This window comes from Segatella copri, assembly GCF_019127135.1.
GTDB lineage: Bacteria > Bacteroidota > Bacteroidia > Bacteroidales > Bacteroidaceae > Prevotella.
Window position 1 is genome coordinate 1 of record NZ_JAHOEA010000053.1, and the last position, 24,368, is coordinate 24,368.

At 43.4% G+C, this 24,368-nt stretch carries 17 protein-coding genes and 2 tRNA genes; 3 read left to right on the forward strand and 16 right to left on the reverse strand.

Annotated elements, in window-relative coordinates; all coding sequences use genetic code 11:
• Positions 1-139 precede the first annotated feature (139 nt).
• Positions 140-1,696, forward strand: a complete 1,557-nt coding sequence (locus tag KSW37_RS12310) for an ATP-binding protein (protein ID WP_217314678.1) — start codon at positions 140-142, stop codon at positions 1,694-1,696.
• Positions 1,697-1,831: 135 nt separating this feature from the next.
• Here the strand turns inward: KSW37_RS12310 and asnS are convergent, their stop codons facing one another.
• The 16 genes from asnS to lptB all read right to left on the reverse strand — a co-directional run bounded on the left by asnS (position 1,832) and on the right by lptB (position 22,610).
• Positions 1,832-3,259, reverse strand: coding sequence for an asparagine--tRNA ligase (gene asnS / locus KSW37_RS12315; RefSeq protein ID WP_022121076.1), 1,428 nt, complete (start codon positions 3,257-3,259; stop codon positions 1,832-1,834).
• 163 nt (positions 3,260-3,422) lie between these two features.
• A complete protein-coding gene (locus KSW37_RS12320; RefSeq protein WP_217314679.1) occupies positions 3,423-4,856 on the reverse strand; it encodes a pseudouridine synthase in 1,434 nt (477 codons plus the stop codon).
• 98 nt (positions 4,857-4,954) lie between these two features.
• The gene (gene purB, locus KSW37_RS12325) at positions 4,955-6,301 is read right to left on the reverse strand and encodes an adenylosuccinate lyase (protein WP_022121328.1); all 1,347 of its coding nucleotides are present in this window, start codon (positions 6,299-6,301) and stop codon (positions 4,955-4,957) included.
• 131 nt (positions 6,302-6,432) lie between these two features.
• Positions 6,433-6,507, reverse strand: a tRNA-Val gene (locus KSW37_RS12330).
• 49 nt (positions 6,508-6,556) lie between these two features.
• Positions 6,557-6,631, reverse strand: a tRNA-Val gene (locus tag KSW37_RS12335).
• A gap of 340 nt (positions 6,632-6,971) precedes the next feature.
• The gene (locus tag KSW37_RS12340) at positions 6,972-8,147 is read right to left on the reverse strand and encodes an OmpA family protein (protein ID WP_217314680.1); all 1,176 of its coding nucleotides are present in this window, start codon (positions 8,145-8,147) and stop codon (positions 6,972-6,974) included.
• A gap of 151 nt (positions 8,148-8,298) precedes the next feature.
• Positions 8,299-10,170 (reverse strand): DNA mismatch repair endonuclease MutL, encoded by a 1,872-nt coding sequence (mutL, locus tag KSW37_RS12345; protein WP_217314681.1) that lies wholly within the window; start codon positions 10,168-10,170, stop codon positions 8,299-8,301.
• A 42-nt stretch (positions 10,171-10,212) separates the two neighbouring features.
• Positions 10,213-11,868: an OstA-like protein gene (locus KSW37_RS12350; RefSeq protein ID WP_217314682.1), complete on the reverse strand. Its 1,656-nt coding sequence runs from the start codon at positions 11,866-11,868 to the stop codon at positions 10,213-10,215.
• On the reverse strand, positions 11,865-13,319 hold the full coding sequence (locus KSW37_RS12355) for a peptidylprolyl isomerase (protein WP_217314683.1): 1,455 nt from the start codon (positions 13,317-13,319) through the stop codon (positions 11,865-11,867). Before KSW37_RS12355 ends, KSW37_RS12350 begins: the two co-directional genes overlap by 4 nt.
• Positions 13,320-13,338: 19 nt before the next feature.
• Positions 13,339-14,343, reverse strand: a complete 1,005-nt coding sequence (locus tag KSW37_RS12360) for a peptidylprolyl isomerase (RefSeq protein WP_217314684.1) — start codon at positions 14,341-14,343, stop codon at positions 13,339-13,341.
• Between the two features lie 14 nt (positions 14,344-14,357).
• Positions 14,358-15,842, reverse strand: coding sequence for an IMP dehydrogenase (guaB, locus tag KSW37_RS12365; protein ID WP_217314685.1), 1,485 nt, complete (start codon positions 15,840-15,842; stop codon positions 14,358-14,360).
• Between the two features lie 103 nt (positions 15,843-15,945).
• Positions 15,946-18,126, reverse strand: coding sequence for a DNA helicase RecQ (gene recQ, locus KSW37_RS12370; protein ID WP_217314686.1), 2,181 nt, complete (start codon positions 18,124-18,126; stop codon positions 15,946-15,948).
• A 76-nt stretch (positions 18,127-18,202) separates the two neighbouring features.
• The gene (clpX, locus tag KSW37_RS12375) at positions 18,203-19,432 is read right to left on the reverse strand and encodes an ATP-dependent Clp protease ATP-binding subunit ClpX (protein WP_217314687.1); all 1,230 of its coding nucleotides are present in this window, start codon (positions 19,430-19,432) and stop codon (positions 18,203-18,205) included.
• 65 nt (positions 19,433-19,497) lie between these two features.
• Positions 19,498-20,160, reverse strand: coding sequence for an ATP-dependent Clp endopeptidase proteolytic subunit ClpP (clpP, locus tag KSW37_RS12380; RefSeq protein WP_006848346.1), 663 nt, complete (start codon positions 20,158-20,160; stop codon positions 19,498-19,500).
• Positions 20,161-20,294: 134 nt separating this feature from the next.
• Positions 20,295-21,653, reverse strand: coding sequence for a trigger factor (gene tig, locus KSW37_RS12385; RefSeq protein ID WP_217314688.1), 1,359 nt, complete (start codon positions 21,651-21,653; stop codon positions 20,295-20,297).
• Between the two features lie 132 nt (positions 21,654-21,785).
• Positions 21,786-22,610 (reverse strand): LPS export ABC transporter ATP-binding protein, encoded by an 825-nt coding sequence (gene lptB, locus KSW37_RS12390; RefSeq protein ID WP_217314689.1) that lies wholly within the window; start codon positions 22,608-22,610, stop codon positions 21,786-21,788.
• A 133-nt stretch (positions 22,611-22,743) separates the two neighbouring features.
• Here lptB and KSW37_RS12395 point away from each other — a divergent pair, with 133 nt between their 5' ends.
• The gene (locus KSW37_RS12395; RefSeq protein WP_117728550.1) at positions 22,744-23,490 is read left to right on the forward strand and encodes an MlaE family ABC transporter permease; all 747 of its coding nucleotides are present in this window, start codon (positions 22,744-22,746) and stop codon (positions 23,488-23,490) included.
• Positions 23,491-23,493: 3 nt separating this feature from the next.
• Positions 23,494-24,267 carry an ABC transporter ATP-binding protein gene (locus KSW37_RS12400; protein ID WP_217314690.1) on the forward strand — a complete coding sequence of 258 codons (774 nt, stop codon included), beginning with the start codon at positions 23,494-23,496 and terminating at the stop codon, positions 24,265-24,267.
• The last annotated feature ends 101 nt before the right edge of the window (positions 24,268-24,368 follow it).

Genomic DNA, 24,368 nt, shown 5'->3' on the forward strand with positions numbered 1-24,368 from the left:
GGCGGGGCATCCTCAGGGGTGCCCCGTTTTTCTTTCAGATATCCCTTCCTTCTCCGCTCATTTTGTTATTTTTTCACTATTTCTTGCAGTTTCTCAATATTTTGTTGTACCTTTGCAACGTATTAAAAAATAAGCGCTTATGGCTATAAAACAATATCCTTTGGGAATACAGACCTTTGAGCGTATCCGTAAGGAGGACAAGCTCTATATAGATAAGACGGAATATATCTACCGCATGACCCATTCTGATGGTACATATTTCTTCGTGGGGAGACCACGCCGTTTTGGAAAGTCGCTCCTTGTTTCGACCATGCAAAGTTATTTTGAAGGTAAGAAAGACTTGTTTAAAGGACTTGCCATGGAACAGCTTGAAAAAGAATGGATAGAATATCCTGTAATCCATTTGGATATGAGTGGAGGTAAGTATATGTCTGAAGATCAGCTACAACGATATTTGATAGATTTGGTGGAAGAACAGGAACGGAAATTTAGCTTTCATAATGAGAAGATAGATATAAATCTTCGCTTGAAAGACCTCATTATGTCTTTATATCAGACTACAGGCAAGAAGGTGGTAGTGTTGATTGACGAGTATGATGCCCCTTTGCTGGACGTGGCTCACGAAAAAGAGCAGTTGGTTAAGCTTCGCAACATCATGCGTAATTTCTTCAGCCCGCTGAAGGCGCGTGAAGCCTATCTTCGTTTTGTCTTTTTTACGGGTATTACTAAGTTTTCGCAAGTGAGTATATTCAGTGAATTGAATAACGTCACCAATGTATCCATGTATGATGAATATGCTGGTATGTTGGGGATTACTAAGGAAGAACTTTGCGGGCAATTGTCAGAAGACATAGAAGTGCTGGCTACAAAAATGCATCTTACCAAGGAGCAGACCTTAGATAAGTTGACTGAGAATTATGATGGATATCATTTTTCAGCTTATTCTCCTGATGTCTTCAACCCTTACAGCCTGTTCAATTGCTTCGCTCAGGGTAAGTTGGGTTCTTATTGGTTTGCCTCAGGTACGCCAACCTATCTTATCAATATGATGCGTAAATATCATGTGCTTCCTACAGGCATTACGCGTGTTGAGGCTGACGAGAGTGAATTTGATGCACCTACAGAGGATATGACTACAATGATGCCGCTGCTTTACCAGAGTGGTTATTTGACCATCAAGGATTATAACAGAGATTATAACTATTATACGCTTGATATTCCTAACAAGGAGGTGAAGATAGGGTTGACAAAGGCTTTGATTCCGTCTTATGTTACTGGTAATACGCTTGCTACTACCAATACGGCTCGTCGCATAGCACAGGCTTTGGATAAGCAAGACATGGATGGAGCTTTGCATCTGCTACAGGATTTTCTGGGTACTGTGCCTTATTGCAATGTCACCAATCATGAGGGGCATTATCAGCAGATGCTTTTCATCATCTTCTCGCTCCTCACCGATTATCTGGTAGATGTAGAGGTGCATACTCCAAAGGGAAGGGTAGATGTCGTTTTGTTGACTGGAACAGATTTATATATCATAGAACTGAAACTTGATAAGAGTGCTCAGGCTGCAATGCAGCAAATCAATCTCAAAAACTATCGCCAGCGTTTCGCTCTCTGCAACAAACCTATAACGAAAGTTGGTATCAACTTCGACTCTTCAAAGGGAAATATAGAGGATTGGGTGATAGAGTAAATGAAAAAAGACAGAAGAAGATAGATGAAATAGATTAAAGAAAATCATAAGTAGCTGCGTTGGCCATCGTAAGTACTTGCGAAGAGCAATGAAGCCTGTTTCGAAGGACATCGAAACAGGCTTCATTTATTTATTCTAGAATTCTGCGTTCTTTGGTGTACGTGGGAATGGAATCACGTCGCGGATATTCTGCATACCGGTTACGAAGAGAATCAGACGCTCAAAACCGAGACCGAAACCTGCGTGTGGGCATGAACCATACTTACGGGTATCGAGATACCAGTTCATATCCTTCATAGGGATGTTGCGAGCCTCAATCTCACCCATCAGCTTGTCATAGCTCTCCTCACGGACAGAACCACCGATAATCTCACCAATCTGTGGGAACAGTACGTCGGTACCCTGAACGGTCTGACCGCTCTTGCCACCGAAACCACTCTCCTCCTCGTCTATCTTCATATAGAATGCCTTGATAGCCTTAGGATAGTTGGTCATGATAACCGGGCGCTTGAAGTGCTCCTCTACGAGGAAACGCTCATGCTCTGAAGCCAGGTCATCACCCCACTCGCATGGGAACTCAAACTTCTTACCGTTGGCAATAGCCTCCTGAAGGATGCGGATACCCTCGGTATATGGAAGATGAACGAAGTCGGAATTCAATACGCCTTCCAGACGGGCAATCAGACCCTTGTCAATCATCTTGTTCAAGAAAGCAAGATCGTCCTTGCAATGCTCCAGTGCCCAACGGATACAGTACTTGATGAAGTCTTCCTCCAACTCCATCAAACCGTCCATATCCAGGAAAGCAACCTCTGGCTCTACCATCCAGAACTCAGCCAAGTGACGAGGAGTATTACTGTTCTCTGCACGGAAGGTTGGACCGAAGGTATAGATGGCGCCGAGTGCTGTAGCACCGAGCTCACCCTCCAACTGACCGGAAACGGTCAATGAAGTCTGCTTGCCGAAGAAATCATCAGAATAGTCAATCTTGCCATCCTCTGTCTTCTTCAGGTTGTAGAGGTTCTTGGTTGTAACCTGGAACATCTGACCTGCACCCTCACAGTCGCTGGCTGTGATGAGAGGAGTATTGAAATAGAAATATCCATGCTCATGGAAGTAGGTGTGGATAGCCATCGCCATGTTGTGGCGGATACGCATTACGGCACCAAAGGTATTGGTACGGAGACGGAGGTGAGCATACTGACGCATGTACTCGAAGCTCTGTCCCTTCTTCTGCATAGGATAGTCGCTGCCGCAGAGACCGTAAATCTCGATGCTCTCGCACTGGATTTCAACACTCTGTCCGGCACCCTGGCTTTCTACCAGCGTACCTACGGCACTGATACAAGCACCGGTAGTAATCTGACGGAGCTGATTCTCATCGACCTTTGATGGGTCGACTACTATCTGAATATTATTAATAGTAGAACCATCGTTAAGAGCGATAAAATCGACTGCTTTGCTACTACGATGAGTACGAACCCATCCCTTGACATTCACGATTGAGCCGTAGGCTGTGCTCTTGAGCAAGTCTACAACTTTAGTTCTTTTAATCTTTTCCATTGTTAATATAAAAGCTTCAAGGAGTTAAAGAAGTTAAGGAGTTAAGGAGTTAAGACAATTGTCACAAACCAAGGATTCCTACTATATAAAAACTCTCGGCTAATAAAACACTTGTCTTAACTCCTTTCAACTCCTTAACACCTTAACTCCATATTATTTTTTCTTATTCAAAAGCACCCATGCGGAGCATGTCTACCTCCTTCTCTGTAAGGAAGCGCCAGTCACCACGACGGAGATTCTTCTTAGTCAAACCTGCGAACTGAACACGATCGAGCTTGGTAACACGATAGCCGAGGCTCTCGAAGATACGGCGCACGATACGATTCTTGCCGCTATGAATCTCGATGCCAACCTGTGCCTTGTCGCGATCATCAGCATACTCTACAGCATCTGCCTTGATCTCACCATCTTCCAAGGTGATACCCTCACGGATCTGATCCATATCGTGAGCTGTCAGGTTCTTATCGAGATGAACGTGATAAACCTTCTTCTTCAAGAACTTAGGATGAGTCAGCTTAGAAGCCAAGTCACCATCGTTGGTCAAAAGAAGCACACCTGTTGTATTACGGTCGAGACGACCTACAGGATAGATACGCTCAGGACAAACATCCTTTACGAGGTCCATCACAGTCTTGCGCTGCTGAGGATCATCACTGGTTGTAACATAATCCTTAGGCTTGTTGAGCAATACGTATACCTTCTTCTCCAAAGTTACAGGAGCGTCGTGGAACTTCACCTCATCGGTACGAAGAATCTTTGTACCCAACTCGGTAACAACCTCACCATTGACTGTTACCAGACCAGCCTGAATGAACTCATCAGCCTCACGGCGAGAGCATACACCAGCATTGGCGAGGAACTTGTTCAAACGCAATGGCTCTGTTGGGTCGATGTTCTCCTCCTTATATTCGATACGCTTCTTCATGCTATACTTAGCATTTGGATCGTAACCAGGAGTGTGCTGACGGAAACCGCCACCACGGTTGTTGCCATAGCCACCACCTTGTGGACGACCATAGCCGCCACGGTTGTTACCATAACCACCCTGCTGAGGACGACCATAGCCGCCACCACGGTTGTTGCCATAGCCGCCACCCTGTGGACGACCATAACCACCACGGTTGTTGCCATAACCACCCTGCTGAGAACGAGACTGGTAGCCGCCCTGCTGGCGTGACTGATAGCCACCCTGCTGACGAGGCTGATAACCACCTTGCTCATCATTATTGTTGTAACGAGGACGATAGCCACCCTGCTGAGGACGAGACTGGTAGCCTCCCTGCTGACGAGGCTGATAGCCACCACCACGATTGTTGCTACCATAACCACCACGGCTCTGATAGCTGCTGCGCTGTGGACGCTCGCTGCTGCCAGTACTCTGCAAGCCTGCTCCGAAACCTTCCGGACGGAAACCGCCTTCGCTGTTACTGCTACTTCTATCGCTGCTGTATGCGCGATGTGAATTGATACGAGGACGCTGTGTGCGACCTACTGGTCGATAACTCTTCTGATAACCACCTGCTGGGTTGTAGCCCTCACGGGTTCTCTCATTTTCAGAAGACTGATCTTGAGGTTTGTTTTCAAATTCTGAATCCATTTTCTTAAAATACTTAATAGCCTCACGGCTGGGTTAATAAATCTAATTATTACTTTTATATATATGTACTAAAAAACTACAAAATTCCTTTGTGTATATTAGATACCTGTATAATTGCTTGGTGTGATTGCCATCAGTTCTGCCTTAACACTATCACTCACATTCAATCCCTGGATAAACTCATGAATGGTCTCCTCTGTCATGTGCTGGTTAGTACGTGTCAACGCCTTCAATGCCTCGTAAGGATGTGGATAAGCTTCACGGCGAAGAATAGTCTGGATAGCCTCGGCTACAACAGCCCATGTATTATTCAAATCTTCCTGCAATTTCTCTTCGTGGAGAATCAGCTTGCGCAAGCCTTTCAATGTACTTTGGATAGCAATAACGCTATGACCGAGAGGCACACCGATGTTGCGGAGTACGGTACTGTCGGTAAGGTCGCGCTGCAAGCGGCTAACCGGAAGTTTCTGTGCCAGGAACTGCAGAATGGCATTGGCAATGCCCAGGTTACCCTCACTGTTCTCATAATCGATAGGATTTACCTTGTGAGGCATCGCACTTGAGCCAACCTCACCAGCCTTGATCTTCTGCTTGAAGTAATCCATAGAGATATACATCCAGAAGTCACGGTCTAAGTCAATGATTATGGTGTTGATACGACGGATGGCGTCAAAGATAGCGCCAAGGTAGTCATAGTTACTGATCTGTGTGGTATACTGCTCGCGCTCCAAACCGAGTTTTTCGCTGACAAACTTGTTGCCGAATGCCTTCCAGTCATACTGTGGATAAGCTACATGATGAGCATTGTAGTTACCTGTAGCGCCGCCAAACTTAGCTGTAATCTTGCAAGCCTTGAGAGAATTGAGCTGCTCGGTAAGACGGTAAACATAAACCATGATTTCCTTGCCCAGACGGGTAGGCGAAGCAGGCTGTCCGTGAGTCTTAGCCAGCATAGGCACATCCTTCCACTCATCAGCATAAGTCTGGAGCTGTGCAATCAGCTCTTCTACCTGTGGATAGAAGCACTCTTCCAAAGCCTCCTTTACAGAGAGAGGCACACTTGTGTTGTTGATATCCTGGGATGTCAAACCGAAATGGATAAACTCCTTGTAAGCATCAAGGCCACCGATCTTATCAAATTCTTCCTTGATAAAATACTCTACAGCCTTTACATCGTGATTGGTAATCTTCTCGATGTCTTTTACGCGCTGTGCTTCATTCTCGTCAAAATTGCGATAGATGTCACGCAGACGTTCGAACAGCGACTTGTCGAAAGAAGCAAGCTGTGGCAAAGGTAACTCGCATAGAGTAATGAAGTATTCAATCTCTACGCGTACACGATAACGAATGAGAGCATACTCTGAGAAGTAGTTAGCGAGCTGCTCTGTTTTTCCCCTATAACGACCATCAATTGGTGATATGGCAGTCAATAAATCTAAATTCATAACAATACGTATTATATATATAGGGTGCAAAATTAATGAATTATCGTGAGAAAACAGAGAAAATAGTGATAAATAAATTTAAAAGCACAAAAAAAGGTCTCTCAACATTTGTTGAAAGACCTTCATCGATGTGGGCGTTGACGGATTCGAACCGCCGACCCTCTGCTTGTAAGGCAGATGCTCTAAACCAACTGAGCTAAACGCCCTCTAAAAAATCCCTGCAACCACAAAAGTGAATCACAGGGAACACCCCCGTGGGCGCTGACGGATTCGAACCGCCGACCCTCTGCTTGTAAGGCAGATGCTCTAAACCAGCTGAGCTAAGCGCCCTTACTTTTCGTAAGCGGTTGCAAAGGTACGACTATTTTTCGGTTCCACCAAATTTTTCAGCAACTTTTTTCGATTTTTCTTCAAAAAAGTGCATTTTTTGGTGTTTTTCTATGGTTTTAGGGGTAAAAGCAGCCCGTTTTTGTGTTTTCATGGCAAAAAACAGCCAAATAAGAGAAAGTACTCACGATGGGGTACAAAGCACATTTCGACAAGAAAAGAAACTTATTGAGGAAGAAAAAAATGTTTTCAAGGAATTCTGAGAAACAAAAAAAGGCATTCTTCACGAGGAAGAATGCCTTATTATTATTTTTATACCTTATTATTATATACAGTATAAATATTACTCAGCAACCTGAACTGTTGCACGACGGTTGTAAGAAGCAGGAGTCAAATCCTTAACACCACCATTAGCCTTTACAATGATGTTCTCCTTTGCAACGCCCAACTTAACGAGCTCGTTAGCTACCTTCTCAGCACGAGCCTTAGAAATCTTCTGGTTGATAGCTGCAGAACCTGTAGCGCTGTCAGCATAACCGTTAACAACCAACTTAGCGTTGTTGTCCTTAGCATACTGAGCGAGAGCCTGTACATTTACGAGGTCCTTCTTAGAAGCAACCTTAGACTTGCCGATGTTGAAGAATACAGAAACTGGAGTAGCAACATACTCCTTTACAGTATTTGCTTCAACAGACTTCTGGTTGTTCAAGAGAGTCTTCAAACGATCGTTCTCAGCATTTGCATCGTTCAACTTAGCGTTGAGAGCGTCGAGCTCTGACTGATGAAGAGCGTTGATAGCGTCAACATCTGGCACCTTGTTCCAAGTAGCCTTACCCAAGTTGTATGTAACACCGACCTCAACATTCAAAGCACGGTCGTGTCTTGCAACAATCTTGCTCAAAGAGTGAGAAGAGCTCTTCTTTGCGCCATCCAACAACTCTGTAGCTCCATCATAGTCGTTATCACCCAATGTATAGTTTACATCGAGGTTGATAGCCCACTTGTTATTGATTTTGAACTCATTCAAGAGACCAACACCAGCAACAGGAGAATAGCAGTTAGCGCTCATGTTACGGTTCAAACCAACACCTACGTAAGGGATGCAATCCCAAACACGTGCTTCATTGTAACCGCAGAACATATTGCTGAGGTTGAACAGAATCTGCTCGTTCAAAGTCCAATACTTGTTTGCATTTGTCTTCTTGTCCTCAGAAAGAACAGTGCGGCCCCATGCACCATTGAACTTAGTACGGAGACCAAGACCTGGTGTAAACCACTTACCTACTGCTACAGAGAAACCAAGATTGTTTCTGAACCCCTTGAATGGGCTCTTAGAGAAATCATTACCCTCTTCCTGGTTACCCCAGAAAGCAGAACCTGCAACGTTTGCCTGTACAAACCAATTGCTCCAGAAAGAATTTGTTGCAACACTATACTTCTCAGTAGTAGTTGTTACATCCTGAGCCATACTGCTCATTGAAACGCTAGCCAATGCCAGCACTGCTAATAACTTTTTCATAACTTTATAATTTAACAATCAATTTATATATATATATACCTTCTGAATGAGCGAGCAAAGATAATACTATTTTTTGAAATAACCTTCTTTTTCATAAAAAATTAGCATTTTATGTTAACTTTTTTAAGAAAAGAAGTTTTTTTACCATATTTTAGCCTAAAAGATGCTCTATTTCCTGCTGACGGAGGATGCAGAGCACCGACTTCCCGTCGGGCGTATAATTGACATTCTGGCAGGCAAACAAATCATTCACCAAGCCCTCCATCTCTTCATTGCTCAATATCTGTCCCTGAGGAATCGCTGCCTGGCGAGCCAGACTCAAAGCCAAAGACTGATTGATTTCATCAATGGCTGATACCCCTTTTTCTACAGCAGACGAAACCATATCCTGTACCAGTTTAAGAGGATTCAATCCTTCAAGTCCGGCAGGAACAGAATTCACAGCATAGCTTCCACCTCCCAGATCTTCCAGTTCAAACCCCATCGACTCCATTTCCGGCAGAATCTTTTCAAAGATTACCTTCTCTGACATCGGGAACTGCACCACTTCTGGAAAAAGAACTTTCTGAGAATGGAAAGTTCTGTCAGCCAACTGGCGCAAATACTGTTCGAACAAGACACGCACATGAGCACGATGCTGGTCGATAATCATCAGCCCCGACTTGACGGCAGTCATGATATACTTGCCTTTATACTGATAATGGGCAGGCGATTTCTCTGCTATGATGCTGTCAGGCGTATTCGTCTGCTGAAAATCATCAGAGAATTCCATAGTCTGCTCCATCTCCTGCACATCATCCTGATCTCTGAGTCCTTCGTAAAGCTGTTCCCATTTCTCATCCACCTGAGGTTTCGACTTAGGAACAGAGAAACCAGCTCCCATCGGTACTGCCCCCGTAGAAGAGGAAGCCTTGAACGGATTATAACCAGGATTCAAACTGATCTTTGGCGCCGCAGTTGCTGGAGCCATCTCTGGATTATAAACAGGAATATCCGGTTTATCTTCGGTATCGAAATCTATGGTAGGCACATCATTGAACATACCAATCGACTCCTTGACTGAAGCCGAGAGTATTTGCCAGATAGCCTGCTCATTTTCAAACTTGATTTCGGTCTTTGTAGGATGGATATTCACATCAATATCCTTAGGGTCTACATCAAAATACAGGAAGTAAGGCACCTGCTCACCCTGAGGTACCAGACGGTCGTAAGCTGCCATCACAGCCTTATTGAAATAAGGATGCTTCATGTATCTCCCATTGACAAAGAAGAACTGGTGAACACCTTTCTTTCTGGCAGATTCAGGCTTACCCACAAATCCAGACACCTTGCACATGCTGGTTTCTACATTCACCGGCAAGAGTTCCTGATTAAAACGCTTGCCAAAGACATCGAGAATACGCTGACGCAAATTAGCGGCACGCAAATTGAACATCTCAGTACCATTGCTATGCAAAGTAAAGGTGATTTGGGGATTTACTAATGCTATTCGCTCGAAAGCCGTCAGAATATTGTTCAACTCTGTAGAATTGGACTTCAGAAACTTTCTACGCGCGGGTACATTATAAAATATATTGCTGACCGAGAAGATACTTCCCACAGCACAGGAGCATGGTTCCTGTTTCTCATATCGGGAACCCGAAATCTGTATCAGGGTTCCTATCTCGTCGGTAGCCTGTCTTGACTTCAGTTCAACCTGAGCCACGGCAGCTATAGACGCCAAAGCTTCGCCACGGAAGCCCATGGTACGAAGCGCAAACAAATCGTCAGCCTTACGGATCTTTGAAGTAGAATGACGTTCAAAAGCCAAACGAGCATCTGTCTCGGACATACCTTTTCCATCATCTATTACCTGGATATTGGTACGACCAGCATCGGTAACCGTGACATGGATATTCCTGGCACCCGCATCGACTGCATTTTCGACCAGCTCCTTGATAACCGAAGCCGGACGCTGAATAACCTCACCTGCTGCTATCTGATTGGCAACAGAATCAGGTAAAAGTTGAATAATATCACTCATCTCTAAATCTTAATCATATAAGAAAATGATGCTTAATAACGATCAGTCAGTTAGTTTCTGAAGCGGAGCTTCATGACGCTTAATTTTCTTAAGTTCAGTACCCTTTGATTTACCACGCCATACAAAGATATCGTTTTTATCTTTAGGACGCAAGTCTTCGAACCAGGCAAAATTACTGAGTTTATATTTTGCCGGCGGAATCTGCGTCATCGGATACATGGTAGAGGTAAACTTATTGGTCCAGATTTTCTCCATCTTCCGGCCAGGTGCCATATACATGCGCATGGTATCGGTTTCCAGATAATTCAAACCAATGAGCGAACTGTCCTTATCATCCGTCATGTAATAGATGGTCTGCACATTGCCGATAGACTCAGCCTTCTTGATTTCACCTTTCTCAAAATAAGACTTCATCTCTGAAGAACTGATCTGATTGAAATGAACACTATCCGGCATCTGCTCTACAGACAGCGCCTGTCCGATGACATGAGCGAAACGTACGGTAGAATCATTCATGAAGACCAGTATCTTCTCACCCAACAACTGACGGTTGCCATTCCATACGATAGGATCTTTATACATGGTCATACAGGAATCCTGAGAATTGAACACCAGAGAATCGCAGATGGCCTGCATATCCAGCCGATAAGCACGGACCTTAGGATAAGCATGCACCTTACGGTATACCGAATCGGTATTGATATGGAAGGTATTGATACGCATGGTATCAGAATGAACCCAAAGAGTATCTTTCTGCGAATAGTCGATAGCTACAGGATTGCGGGTGGCAAAGCCATTACCGGTTTTTTCGTTGTAACGCAGATAATCGCAAGTCAGGGAATTTTTATTTTTCTTGTCTACATAAACCACATTGCCATATCCGGTACTCTCTCCATTCTTTACATAATAGAGCGTATCACCCGTAAGCGTCTTGTCTTTATCTACAATCGTAGAGCGCCCGTAAAGCTGCGCTCTATCGGTCTTGGTATCATAATATCCATTTTCGGTCTTGACAACACTTGCACCAGATACGATTTTAGAAGGTCCTACCATGTGAGCCTTTGACTTACGGACATCATAATACAAGGTATCGGTGGTAACAACATCCTTGCCGCTACGCAACTTGACATTATAGACAAACTTTGCCTCGCGAGTTTCGGTATGATACTCACCCCAATCAGCAACCAGCTTATCCTTACCATCAATCAGCGTTCCACCGTCAAAGAAGTTTGCCATATTATACAGACGGTCGAAATCCAAGCTATCAGTACGCAAGGTCTGCCGGCGGTGGTGCAAAACCACGTTCTTGCGTGCTCTCATCATCTGCATCTGCCCGTCATACTCTGCTCTATTACAAGTGAGCGACAAGGTATCTCCCTGCCGGTAATGAACATGTCCGAAAGCTTTTACCGAATTAGAGCCCTGATAGAAATACGCACTGTCACAGGTAAGGTGACTACCCTGATGCAAGAAGGAAACCTTACCTTTCAATATTTGCGCATCAGGATTCTTACCAAACATATCATAGTAAAGTTCATCAGCATGCAAAAGATACACACGGTCACCATGAGGACGCTTCTTTGCATGCTTCTTGGGAGCCTGCATGGCTTGCACCAAACAAAACCCAAACAGGCATAGAACCATAAACGATATGATTCTATGCCCTCTGATATGGTTATTTAATCTTTTATTTATCATTTAATCCAACCTTGATATTCAAACTTACAATCCTTATAGCGATCGTTCATACGAACATAAGTCTGCTTGATTTTATTGACTACCCAATCGTGCAAAGTCTGGGCACGCTCCTTAGCCAACACCACATCCTTCATCACCTGGAAGTCCTCGGTAATAGTAGCCCTATGACCGTCAATACGGCTTACCAGCTTAATCAAAGCACAAGTGGTTTTACCCTTGGTATTCACCATGGTAAAAGGTGCTGAAATCTCACCAACCTTCATCGTATCTACCACACGGGCAACCTCAGTAGGCAGATCCTTCATCTGGAAGCGGGAAGTTCTGGACTGATCAGGAGTAACATTGGCCATCAAACCCTTGTTGTTGCGGGTATCTTTATCATCTGACAGTGCTTCAACAGCCTGTTCAAAGGTAAACTTATTGGCACGAATATCATTACCGATAGAATCCAAACGGCCGATAGACTTATCAATCGCATCTTGAGAAACACGAGGTTTGAGCAGGATATGGCGACACTTTATCTTGTCACCACGTTTATCAATCAACTGAATGATATGGTAACCGAACTCAGACTCAACAATCTTTGAGATTTTCTTTGGATCAGTAAGATTGAATGCCACATTCGCAAACGCAGGATCCAACATACCTCTACCAATATAATCCATCTCGCCACCCATACGGGCAGAGCCCGGATCTTCAGAATAAAGACGAGCCAAAGTAGCAAAAGAAGTCTCACCCTTATTCACACGGTCAGTAAATTCACGCAACTGATTCTTCACACGGTTAATCTCCTCAAGAGGGATACGTGGCTGCATGGTAAGAATCTCGACCTCTACCTCTGTAGGAACAAAAGGTATACTGTCGGCAGGTAAATCCTTAAAATATTTACGAACCTGAGCCGGCGACACCTTGATATCCTTCACCAGTTCCTGTTTCATCTTCTGAATCAGCTGCTGGTTTTTGAAATCATCATGCATCTGCTGGCGCATCTGGGTAATACTCTGCTTGCGGTATTCCTCCAACTTTTCACGAGAACCAATCATGGAAACCCAACTATTGATCTGCTCGTCGATACCATTCATTACTTCAGACTCAGAAACTTCGATACTATCGATAGCAGCCTGATGGAGAAAAAGTTTCTGAACGGCAATCTGCTCAGGAATAGAACAGTCTGGGTCACCAGCATATTTGATACCTTCAGCCTCAGCCTGTAAACGGGTTACCTCTACGTCAGACTTCAGGATAGCCTCATCGCCGACAACCCAAATCACCTCGTCAACCACACTACCCTCATTGATTTTCTCTGAGTCGGCAGCAACCTGTTGCTTGACATTTGCAGAATCAGCCTCATGAGCCAAAGCACTTCGGCTTGCTCTTGTTGCACTAGCACTTATTCCTACTATCATCAGCAGGGCTATAAATGCCATTGTCATTTTATATCCAGTATTCATGTATTGTTTCTATAATATATTAATGTATATTGGGAGTGGTCAACATACTACGGAAAACCACTACTTTATATTTCTTCTTCAATTGAGCGACCCATTGCTTCTCCAACGAGTCCTGATAGTCAGCAAGTACCACATCCGGGTATTCGCCATCTTCGGGTAGAGCAACCTTGATATTCTTCTTCCGATTCATCTTCTTCAGGCGCTTCAGTTCCCATTTATATTTTTTCTTATTCTTGGCATAAAAAGCTGCCAGACCTTTTTTATCCGTAGCAGCCTTATCCCAAATATTACGCTGGCAGATTTCATTCAGCAAAAGCGATTCCACATACTCTTGCTGCTGATAGTTATTCTGCATATCTTCTACCTTTGCATCCGTAACATAATTTTTCTGATTACCCTCACCATGTTTATCCAGCAACTTGACGATATGATAACCAAACTCTGACATAAATGGTCTGCTAATCTCACCCTTTCTCAAGGAAAAGGCTTTTTTTTCGAAAGCCTGCACAGTTTGCCCTTTTGTAAACCATGCCAAAGTTCCTCCATTGACAGCAGATCCTTTATCATCAGAATATTTCTTTGCCAAATCGGCAAAATCAGCCCCTTTACAAAGAGCCTGATAAATTGAATCGATTCTGTTTTTTACAATCTCCTGTTCCTGGTAAGAAGCTTTCTGCCCCAACCTCAACAGGATATGTGCAACATGAACACTGCCTTTATCCGGCATCGATTCGCATGCTTCAGTATCATGATACCGTTTCAATACACGCCTGATATTAGGCAAAGTATCGAGATGAGCATCCTTAGCAGCTTGCACTTTCAGCTTATAATCTACGAAGCCATCGGCAAACACCTTGACACTTTTAGAGTCAACCGTATTTCCCAAATGATTTTTCTGATAAAAGTACTCAAATTCCGACTTCTTGACTGATTGCCCATTGATAATCATAACAATAGGGTCGGTATGAGCAAAAGCAATGCTCCCCGAAAGGAGCATTGCCGCTATAAGTGCATAAAATTTCATATTTCCTAATTATATTATTCAGGACGGCTATAGTTAGGAGCCTCACTGGTGATAGTGATATCATGTGGATGACTCTCCAACACACCCGCATTTGTGATACGAGCAAACTTGGCATTGTGCAAGTTCTCGATGGTAGCAGCACCACAATATCCCATACCAGAACGTAAACCACCAATCAACTGGTAGATAACCTCCTGTACAGTTCCCTTGTAAGGCACACGACCTGCGATACCCTCTGGAACCAATTTCTTGACATCCTTGGTATCACCCTGGAAGTAACGGTCCTTAGAACCATTCTTCTGCTCCATTGCCTCCAAAGAACCCATACCACGATAGCTCTTAAACTTACGGCCATTGAAGATAATGGTATCACCAGGACTCTCCTCTGTACCAGCAACCAAAGAACCAATCATGACGCAGCTACCACCGGCAGCCAAAGCCTTCACAACATCACCTGAGTAACGAAGACCACCATCAGCAATCAAAGGCACACCTGTGCCCTTCAGAGCAGAATATACATCATAAACAGCACTCAACTGTGGAACACCCACACCGGCAACCACACGAGTAGTACAGATAGAACCAGGGCCGATACCTACCTTAACGCCATCAGCACCATTCTCTACCAAATACTTGGCAGCCTCACCAGTAGCCACATTACCTACTACAACATCTACCTGTGGGAATGCAGCCTTAACCTGCTTGAGTTTCTCAACTACACCCTTAGAGTGACCATGAGCAGTATCGATAACGATAGCATCAGCACCTGCCTCAACCAAAGCCTTGGCACGATCCAATGTATCTACGGTAACACCCACACCGGCAGCCACACGAAGACGACCTTTGGCATCCTTGCAAGCCATAGGTTTATCCTTAGCCTTTGTGATATCCTTGTAAGTAATCAAACCTACCAGGTGATTCTCGTTGTCAACTACAGGGAGTTTCTCAATCTTATTCTCCTGCAAGATGGCAGCAGCAGCAATCAAGTCGGTCTGGATGTGAGTGGTAACCAAATTCTCACTGGTCATTACCTCATCAATCTTCTTGTCCATGTGACGCTCAAAACGAAGATCACGATTGGTAACAATACCTACAAGATGATTTTCATCATCTACCACAGGAATACCACCGATATGATAATCGTGCATCATATCAAGAGCATCCTTCACTGTACTGCCACGACGGATGGTGACAGGGTCATAAATCATACCATTCTCAGCTCGCTTCACAATAGCAACCTGACGAGCTTGCTCCTCAATGGTCATGTTCTTGTGAATCACACCGATACCACCTTCACGAGCGATAGCTATCGCCATTGAAGCCTCGGTAACGGTGTCCATCGCTGCTGTAACGAATGGAACGTTCAACTCGATGTTACGAGAGAACTTGGTTTTCAACTCTACCTGTTTTGGTAGTACCTCTGAATACGCAGGGATAAGAAGGACGTCGTCGTAAGTGAGACCGTCCATTACAATTTTATCTGCAACAAATGATGACATATTGTAACCTTTAAAAATTTATTGCGTGCAAATTTAGCAATAATTTCTCAGATAGAGTTCGCTTTTCACGAAAATCTTACCTTATTAATGCTATTTAACGTGATTAGTTGGCTTGTTCGGACAAAAACTTGATTCTGACGAGTCGAATTTCGTCTTCATTGTAGTCTTCACCCAATTCATCTTGAGCCACATTCAAATCATCTGTATCGCTCTCCATGAAGTAATCGTAGATGTCATCTACATGGTCGTCATCCACAACTTCTTCTATGAAATAATCTATATTCAACTTGGTACCGCTGTATACGATAGCCTCTATTTCGTCAAGCAATTCTGAGAAATCCAGACCTTTTGCCTCTGCCAAATCATCAAGATCAATCTGGCGGTCTATGCTCTGGATGATGCTCACCTTCAAGACAGACTTCTTTGCAACGGTTCTGACACGTAATTCCTCAGGACGCTCTATTAAATTCTCTTCACAATACTTATTGATCAATTTACAGAATTCCTTACCATACCTTCTTGCCTTACCGGCTCCAACGCCCTGGATATTCTGCAATTCCTGCATATCTACAGGATACATCGTGGCCATCTGTTCCAGAGAAATATCCTGGAAGATGACATAAGGTGGCAGTTTATGTTTCTTTGCCACTGTCTTACGCAAGTCTTTCAATATGGCGTAAAGTGTTGAATCCAAAGCCCCTGTATTGTGCTCGTTAAGAGGAGCCCCATCAAAATCATCCGAGAACTCCTTATCGGCAACTATCATGAATGATTCAGGATTCTTGATGAAACGCTTACCTGCAGCTGTCAACTTCAAGAGGCCATAGTTCTCTACATCTTTCTTGAGATAACCAGCTATCAACGCCTGCCGGATAACAGGATTCCAAACTTTGGCATCCATATCTTCTCCAGCCCCGAATTCCTCCAGTTCATCATGCTTGTGAGACACGATATCATCTGTAGCACGTCCCTTTACAAAATCGATGATATATTCCTGACGGAAATTCTCCTTCACCGCAGCAACAGACTCCAAGACAACGAGCAACGCATCCTTCGCCTCAAATTTTTCTGTAGGATGCAGACAATTGTCACAGTTATGGCAGTTTTCCTCATGATATTCTTCACCGAAGTAATGAAGCAACATTTTCCTGCGGCAGACAGACGATTCTGCATAGGCAGCCGTTTCCTGCAACAACTGTCTGCCGATATCCTGTTCAGCAACAGGCTTGTTCTCCATAAACTTCTCCAGTTTTCTGAGGTCTTTACGGGCATAGAAGGCGATACATATACCCTCGCCTCCATCACGTCCGGCTCTACCCGTTTCCTGATAATAACCTTCCAGACTCTTTGGAATATCATAATGAATGACAAAACGGACATCAGGTTTATCTATACCCATTCCGAAGGCGATGGTAGCAACAATGACATCAATACGCTCCATCAGGAAATCATCCTGGGTTTGAGAACGGGTAGCCGAATCAAGACCGGCATGATAAGGAGCCGCTTTGATTTCATTGGCTTTCAACACCTCTGCCAATTCCTCTACTTTCTTGCGGGAAAGACAATAGATAATGCCACTCTTGCCTTTGTGCTGACGAATAAACATGATAATCTGACGATCGATATCCTTGTTCTTCTGGCGCACCTCATAATACAAATTAGGGCGGTTAAAAGAACTCTTGAATTCTTTGGCATCCATGATGCCTAAGTTTTTCTTGATATCAGTACGCACCTTATCAGTTGCGGTAGCTGTAAGCGCTATCACAGGTGCTACACCGATTTCATTAATAATAGGACGAATACGACGATACTCGGGTCTGAAATCATGTCCCCACTCAGAGATACAGTGAGCCTCATCGATTGCATAGAATGATATCTTTACAGTTTTAAGGAACTCAACATTATCTTCTTTTGTCAGAGATTCAGGTGCAACATACAGAAGCTTGGTCGTACCATTGAGAATATCATTCTTCACCTTCTCAATAGCCGACTTATTCAATGATGAATTGAGATAATGAGCTACGCCATCACTTTCACTCAAACCATTAATAACATCTACTTGGTTTTTCATCAAAGCAATCAGAGGAGAAATCACAATAGCTGTTCCCTCCATAATGAGCGAAGGCAACTGGTAACACAAACTCTTACCGCCACCTGTAGGCATCAATACAAAAGTATCATTGCCACTCATCAAATTTCTGATGATTGCCTCTTGATCACCCTTAAACGAATCGAAGCCGAAATAATGCTTCAACTGTCCTGTAAGATTAACCTGTTCTGTCATATCCACCTATTATTATATTATATATGTCTATATATACGATTAAATAGCAATCAATTGGGCAAAATACCCAACTGATTTATGCAGTTTCCAACTGTCCGAGATGAGATTTATTCAACTGTTTCTTGGCATAGTCCAGCGTAACAGCAAATGATTTAACCTTCTCTGATGGAATCTCAAACATAGCATCCATCATCACAGCCTCTACAATTGAGCGAAGTCCACGAGCGCCCAGTTTATACTCTACCGCTTTGTCTACGATATAATCGAGAGCATCTTCATCAAACTTCAGTTTAATGCCATCCATCTCAAACAATTTCTGATATTGCTTGACAATAGAATTCTTAGGTTCAACCAAGATTTTGCGCAAAGCCTCCCTATCCAACGGATTGAGATAAGTAAGCACAGGCAAACGGCCGATAATTTCAGGTATCAAGCCAAAAGACTTCAAATCCTGTGGAAGGATATACTGCATCAAATCCTTCTTATCAATCTTAGCCACATTCTGAACCGAATTATAGCCAACGACATGTGTATTCATGCGCTGAGCAATTTTCCGCTCAATGCCATCAAAAGCGCCACCACAGATAAACAGGATATTCTTGGTATCTACATGGATATAATCCTGATCAGGATGCTTGCGGCCACCCTTAGGCGGAACATTCACCATGGTACCTTCCAAGAGTTTCAGTAACCCCTGCTGTACACCCTCTCCACTCACATCACGCGTGATAGAAGGATTATCGCTCTTGCGAGCTATCTTGTCAATCTCATCAATGAACACGATACCTCTCTCTGCTGCAGCCACATCATAATCAGCAACCTGTAACAGACGAGACAAGATGCTCTCAACGTCTTCACCCACATAACCTGCTTCAGTAAACACAGTGGCATCAACAATGGTGAAAGGAACATCCAACATCTTAGCTATCGTACGCGCGAGCAAGGTTTTACCTGTACCCGTACTACCTACCATGATGATATTACTCTTTTCGATTTCTACACCATCTTCATCCTTTGGCTGCTGCAAGCGCTTATAGTGGTTATACACAGCGACAGCCAAATTGCGCTTAGCCTGATCCTGACCGATGATATATTCATCCAGGTATTTTTTGATTTCTACAGGCTTTGGCACCTCTTTGAGAACAAATTTATCCTCTCCAGCCTTAGGAGCCAAGACTCCTGTAGACTGTATGATTTCATAAGCCTGCTTAGCGCAATCTTCGCAAATGAAGCCATTGATACCCGTAATGAGCAATCTGACCTCGTTTTCTGATCTTCCACAGAAGCTACATACTTTCTTTGGCATATTATAATTATTATCTCTTCTTGCGTACCTTATTATATATACGTTTATTTACCTAAAACAATTCGTTATTTACGAACCAACACATTGTCTATCATTCCGTATTCCTTGGCTTCTTCAGCTGTCATCCAATAGTTACGGTCGCTATCAGCATAAACCTTATCATAAGGAGTATGAGAATGGTCAGAAATGATGGTATACAATTCCTTCTTCATCTTCAAGATTTCGCGAGCCTCAATCTCAATATCAGAAGCCTGACCCTGAACGCCTCCTAATGGCTGGTGAATCATGACACGGCTATGAGGCAAAGCAGAACGCTTACCCTCCTGACCAGAAACGAGCAGCACGGCAGCCATAGAAGCAGCCATACCTGTACAGATAGTAGCTACATCGCTAGAGATAAACTGCATGGTATCATAAATACCCAAACCGGCAGTAACGCTACCACCAGGACTATTCAAATAGATAGAAATATCTTTGCCACTATCTACAGAATCCAGATACAGCAATTGCGCCTGCAATGTATTTGCGGTGTAGTCATCAATCTGTGTACCCAGGAAGATGATACGGTCCATCATCAAGCGAGAGAACACATCCATCTGAGTAACGTTCAGCTGACGCTCCTCCAAGATGTAAGGGTTCATATACTGAGCCTGTGCCTTAATAACATCATCAAGCACCATACCATTCATACCAAGATGCTTGGTTGCATATTTTCTAAAATCGTTCATATCTATATAGTATTTTACGTCTTAAACCATACGAAAAAAGAGGTTATCGACCCTTATTTCTCGTTCGGTGGAACAAAGATAATAAAAAAAGTCGATAACCTCGTATTTATTTGAAGTTTTTTTTCAAAAAAATGTTATTCCTGCATCATCTTGTTGAAATCTTCTACAGAAATCTCCTTTTCGTTGAGTTTTACAGCTGTTTTCAGAGCTGCAGCCAACTTACGATCGATAGAGCGATCTACAAGTGCATCTGTAGCGTCACCCTTCTTAAGGATTTCCTTAGCATAGTTCTCAATGTACTCCTCAGGAATGTTGTTCATACCATACTGAGCGAACTGAGCACGAGCTGCCTCCTTAGCTGTCTCCATCAGGTCATTGTCATCAATCTTGATGTTCTGAGCCTTGATGAGCTGCTCCTTGATAAGATGCCATGTCAACTCCTTGATGCTCTCAGCATAGTTCTTCTCTACGAACTCCTCGCCCTTATCCTTGTTGTTAGCCAACATGATACGCTTCAAGAGTGCATCTGGGAACTGCAATTCACCAACCTTCTTCTCGCAGTGCTCGCGAACATCGAGGATGAACTTATAATCTGAGTCGTTAACGAGCTGTGCCTGCAAGCCCTCTGCAATCTTAGCACGGAAAGCAGCCTCGTCCTTCACGTCAGTATCCTCACCGAGAACCTGCTTGAAGAGTTCTTCATTGATCTCATGCTTCTTGAAACGCTGGATTTCTGTAATCTGGAAGCTGAACTCTGACTCCAAGTCCTTAACAGCTTCACGCTCAATCTTCAGGAGTGAAGAAACCTCTGTATCGTTCTCTGGATAAGCCTTCTTAGGGTTGAATGTGATTACATCACCGAGCTTAGCATCGTTGAAGAGATTCTTCTGCTCGTCAACCTTGATGTAGCTAGGCATCAGGATGGCACCCTCTACAGTGATACCACCTTCCTTGGTATTGCCATTCTCATCAAGTTCACGCAAGTCACCCTTCAAAAGGTCATTCTCCTCGTACTTCTCAGCCTTCTCGTAGCTACCTGCACGCTGAGCGTACATATCAATCTGCTGATCGAGAATCTTATCGTCAACTGTGATGTTATAATAATCAACCTTGTCGCGACCATTGAGAGTTACCTTGAACTCTGGAGCAACAGCGATATCAAACATAAATGTGAAAGAAGTACCATTCTCCAAGTCAGCTGGCTCCTGCTTCTCTGATGGGAGAGGCTCGCCGAGCATCTGGATATTGTTGTCCTGTACATACTTGTAAATCTGCTGACCAACGAGCTTGTTGATAGCTTCCATTTTTACAGATGGACCGAACTGACGCTTAATCATACCCATAGGAGCCTGACCAGGACGGAAACCTGGAACATTAGCCTTCTTACGATAATCTTTCAATGTCTTCTCGACATCATTCTTGTAATCTTCCTCTTCGACAACGAGGGTCAAAAGACCATTAATCTTGTCAGGATTTTCAAATGAAATTTTCATCTTGATGTTTGTTATTTTATTATTGTTAATATTTTCTTTAATTCTACAGTTTTCGTGTATAACCGCATTTGGCTTGCAAAATTACACATTTTTAATGGATATACCTAATATATAAGAGAAAAAAAATGATTTTTAACCATCAGATGCTGTTTCTTTGGCTCTTTTTTGCTCATCTATGAGCTGAAAGTCCTTCTTTCTGAGCACAAAACTGTTACTCAGATACTTTTCGCGCACAATCTTATTCTCTGCCAATTCCTCTGGTTTGCCCTGAAAAAGGATCTTTCCTTCGAACAGAAGATAGGCTCTATCTGTAATGGTAAGAGTCTCCTGTACATTATGGTCGGTAATCAAAATACCGATATTGCGATACTTCAACTGCCATACAATATGCTGAATATCTTCTACCGCAATAGGGTCAACACCGGCAAATGGCTCATCGAGCATGATAAACTTAGGGTCTATAGCCAGACAACGGGCTATCTCTGTACGGCGACGCTCACCTCCGGAAAGCTGGTCACCCTTGTTCTTACGAACCTTATTGAGACGAAACTCGTTAATAAGACTCTCTAACTTCTGCAACTGATAACTACGTGGCTTTCCTGTCATTTCCAAGACAGAAAGTATATTGTCCTCCACACTCATCTTGCGGAAAACACTGGCCTCCTGAGGAAGGTATCCGATTCCCGCACGGGCACGTTTGTATACCGGAAAATCTGTAATTTCCTGATCTCCCAGAAAGACATGTCCCTCATTAGGTACAACAAGTCCAGTTGTCATATAGAAAGAAGTTGTCTTACCAGCACCATTAGGTCCCAGCAATCCCACAATTTCTCCTTGCTTCACATTGATAGAAACTCCATTGGCAACCGTTCGTTTACCATAGCGCTTCACCAATCCCTCTGTTCGCAAAACCAGAGAATCCTGATTTTGCTGTTCGTTATTGTTAATTTCGTCCATAATTAGCTAATTTGGCTGCAAAAATACTAAAAATAAAGGAAATATCGCTTATAAAATCAAAAACTATTCATAATATTGCAGTTTTTTAGAGGATTTTGGTTAATTTTGCAGCAAAATTCAGTTTTATAATAGCATGTTAATAGAAAAATGGCTTACCACCTTCGGTAAATATCTCATATTGATGGGACGTTCTTTTTCCCGTCCTGAGCGCATGCGCATGTTCTTGAAACAATACATCAAGGAGATGTCGCAATTGGGTGTTGACTCCATAGGTATCGTCTTACTGATATCCTTCTTCATTGGAGCCGTTATCTGCATCCAGATGAAATTGAACATCCAGAGCCCTTGGATGCCACGATGGGTTTCCGGCTACACCACCCGAGAAATCATGCTTCTGGAGTTCTCATCAAGTATCATGTGTCTGATTCTCGCAGGCAAAGTGGGCTCTAATATCGCTTCGGAGTTGGGAACGATGCGTGTCACCCAACAGATTGATGCCCTTGATATCATGGGAGTGAACTCTGCATGTTACCTCATTCTGCCTAAAATTCTCGGTTTGGTTACCATCATGCCATTCCTGGTTATCTTCAGTTCTGGCATGGGTATCATCGGCGCCTATGGAACGGCATATATTGGGCATATCCTGCCACCAGATGATCTGACACTTGGCTTGCAACATTCATTTAACCAATGGTTTGTATGGATGAGCATTATCAAGAGCCTTTTCTTTGCATTCATCATTTCCAGCGTATCTTCTTATTTCGGTTATACAGTAGAAGGTGGATCTGTGGAGGTTGGAAAATCGTCAACCGATGCCGTTGTCAGTTCTAGTGTTTTGATTCTGTTTTCAGATGTTTTCCTTACTCAAATTCTCTCGTAAACTATGATAGAAGTTAGAAATCTCACCAAGTCGTTTGGCGACAAGGTTGTATTAGACAATATAAACGTCACCTTTGAAACAGGAAAGACTAATTTGATAATCGGACAGAGTGGTTCCGGAAAGACCGTACTCATGAAGAATCTCGTAGGATTGCTTCAGCCTACAAGTGGTGAAGTTCTTTACGATGACCGTGACTTCATCCGGATGTCAAAAAAAGAAAAAGTCCAGATGCGCCGCGAGATGGGAATGATTTTCCAAAGTGCAGCCCTATTCGACTCTCTGAATGTACTTGAGAATGTCATGTTTCCACTTGATATGTTCTCTACCATGAATTACAGGGAGCGCGTAAAACGGGCTCAGGAATGTCTTGACCGCGTCAATCTGATAGAGGCTCAGCAGAAATATCCTGGAGAAATATCGGGTGGTATGCAGAAACGAGTAGCTATTGCACGTGCCATCGTAATGAATCCGAAATACTTGTTCTGCGACGAGCCAAACTCAGGTTTGGATCCAAAGACCTCACTTGTAATAGATGAACTGCTTTCAGGCATCACCAAAGACTATAATATGACTACCATCATCAACACCCACGACATGAATTCGGTGATGGGCATTGGTGAAAACATCTGCTTTATCTACCAAGGTCATAAAGAATGGCAAGGCAACAAAGCTGAAGTGATGACCTCAACAAACGAGAAACTCAATGATTTAGTCTTTGCTTCCGATCTCTTCCGCAAAGTAAAGGAGGTGGAGCTGGAAAAAGCTAAAAACAAATAAAACAGCATCGTTCAAAAAAAGCCATCAGCCCAGAAACTGGCTGATGGGGGGTGTAATTTAAACTGTGTCAAGGCTTGTTCTTAACTTTCATTCCCACTCCC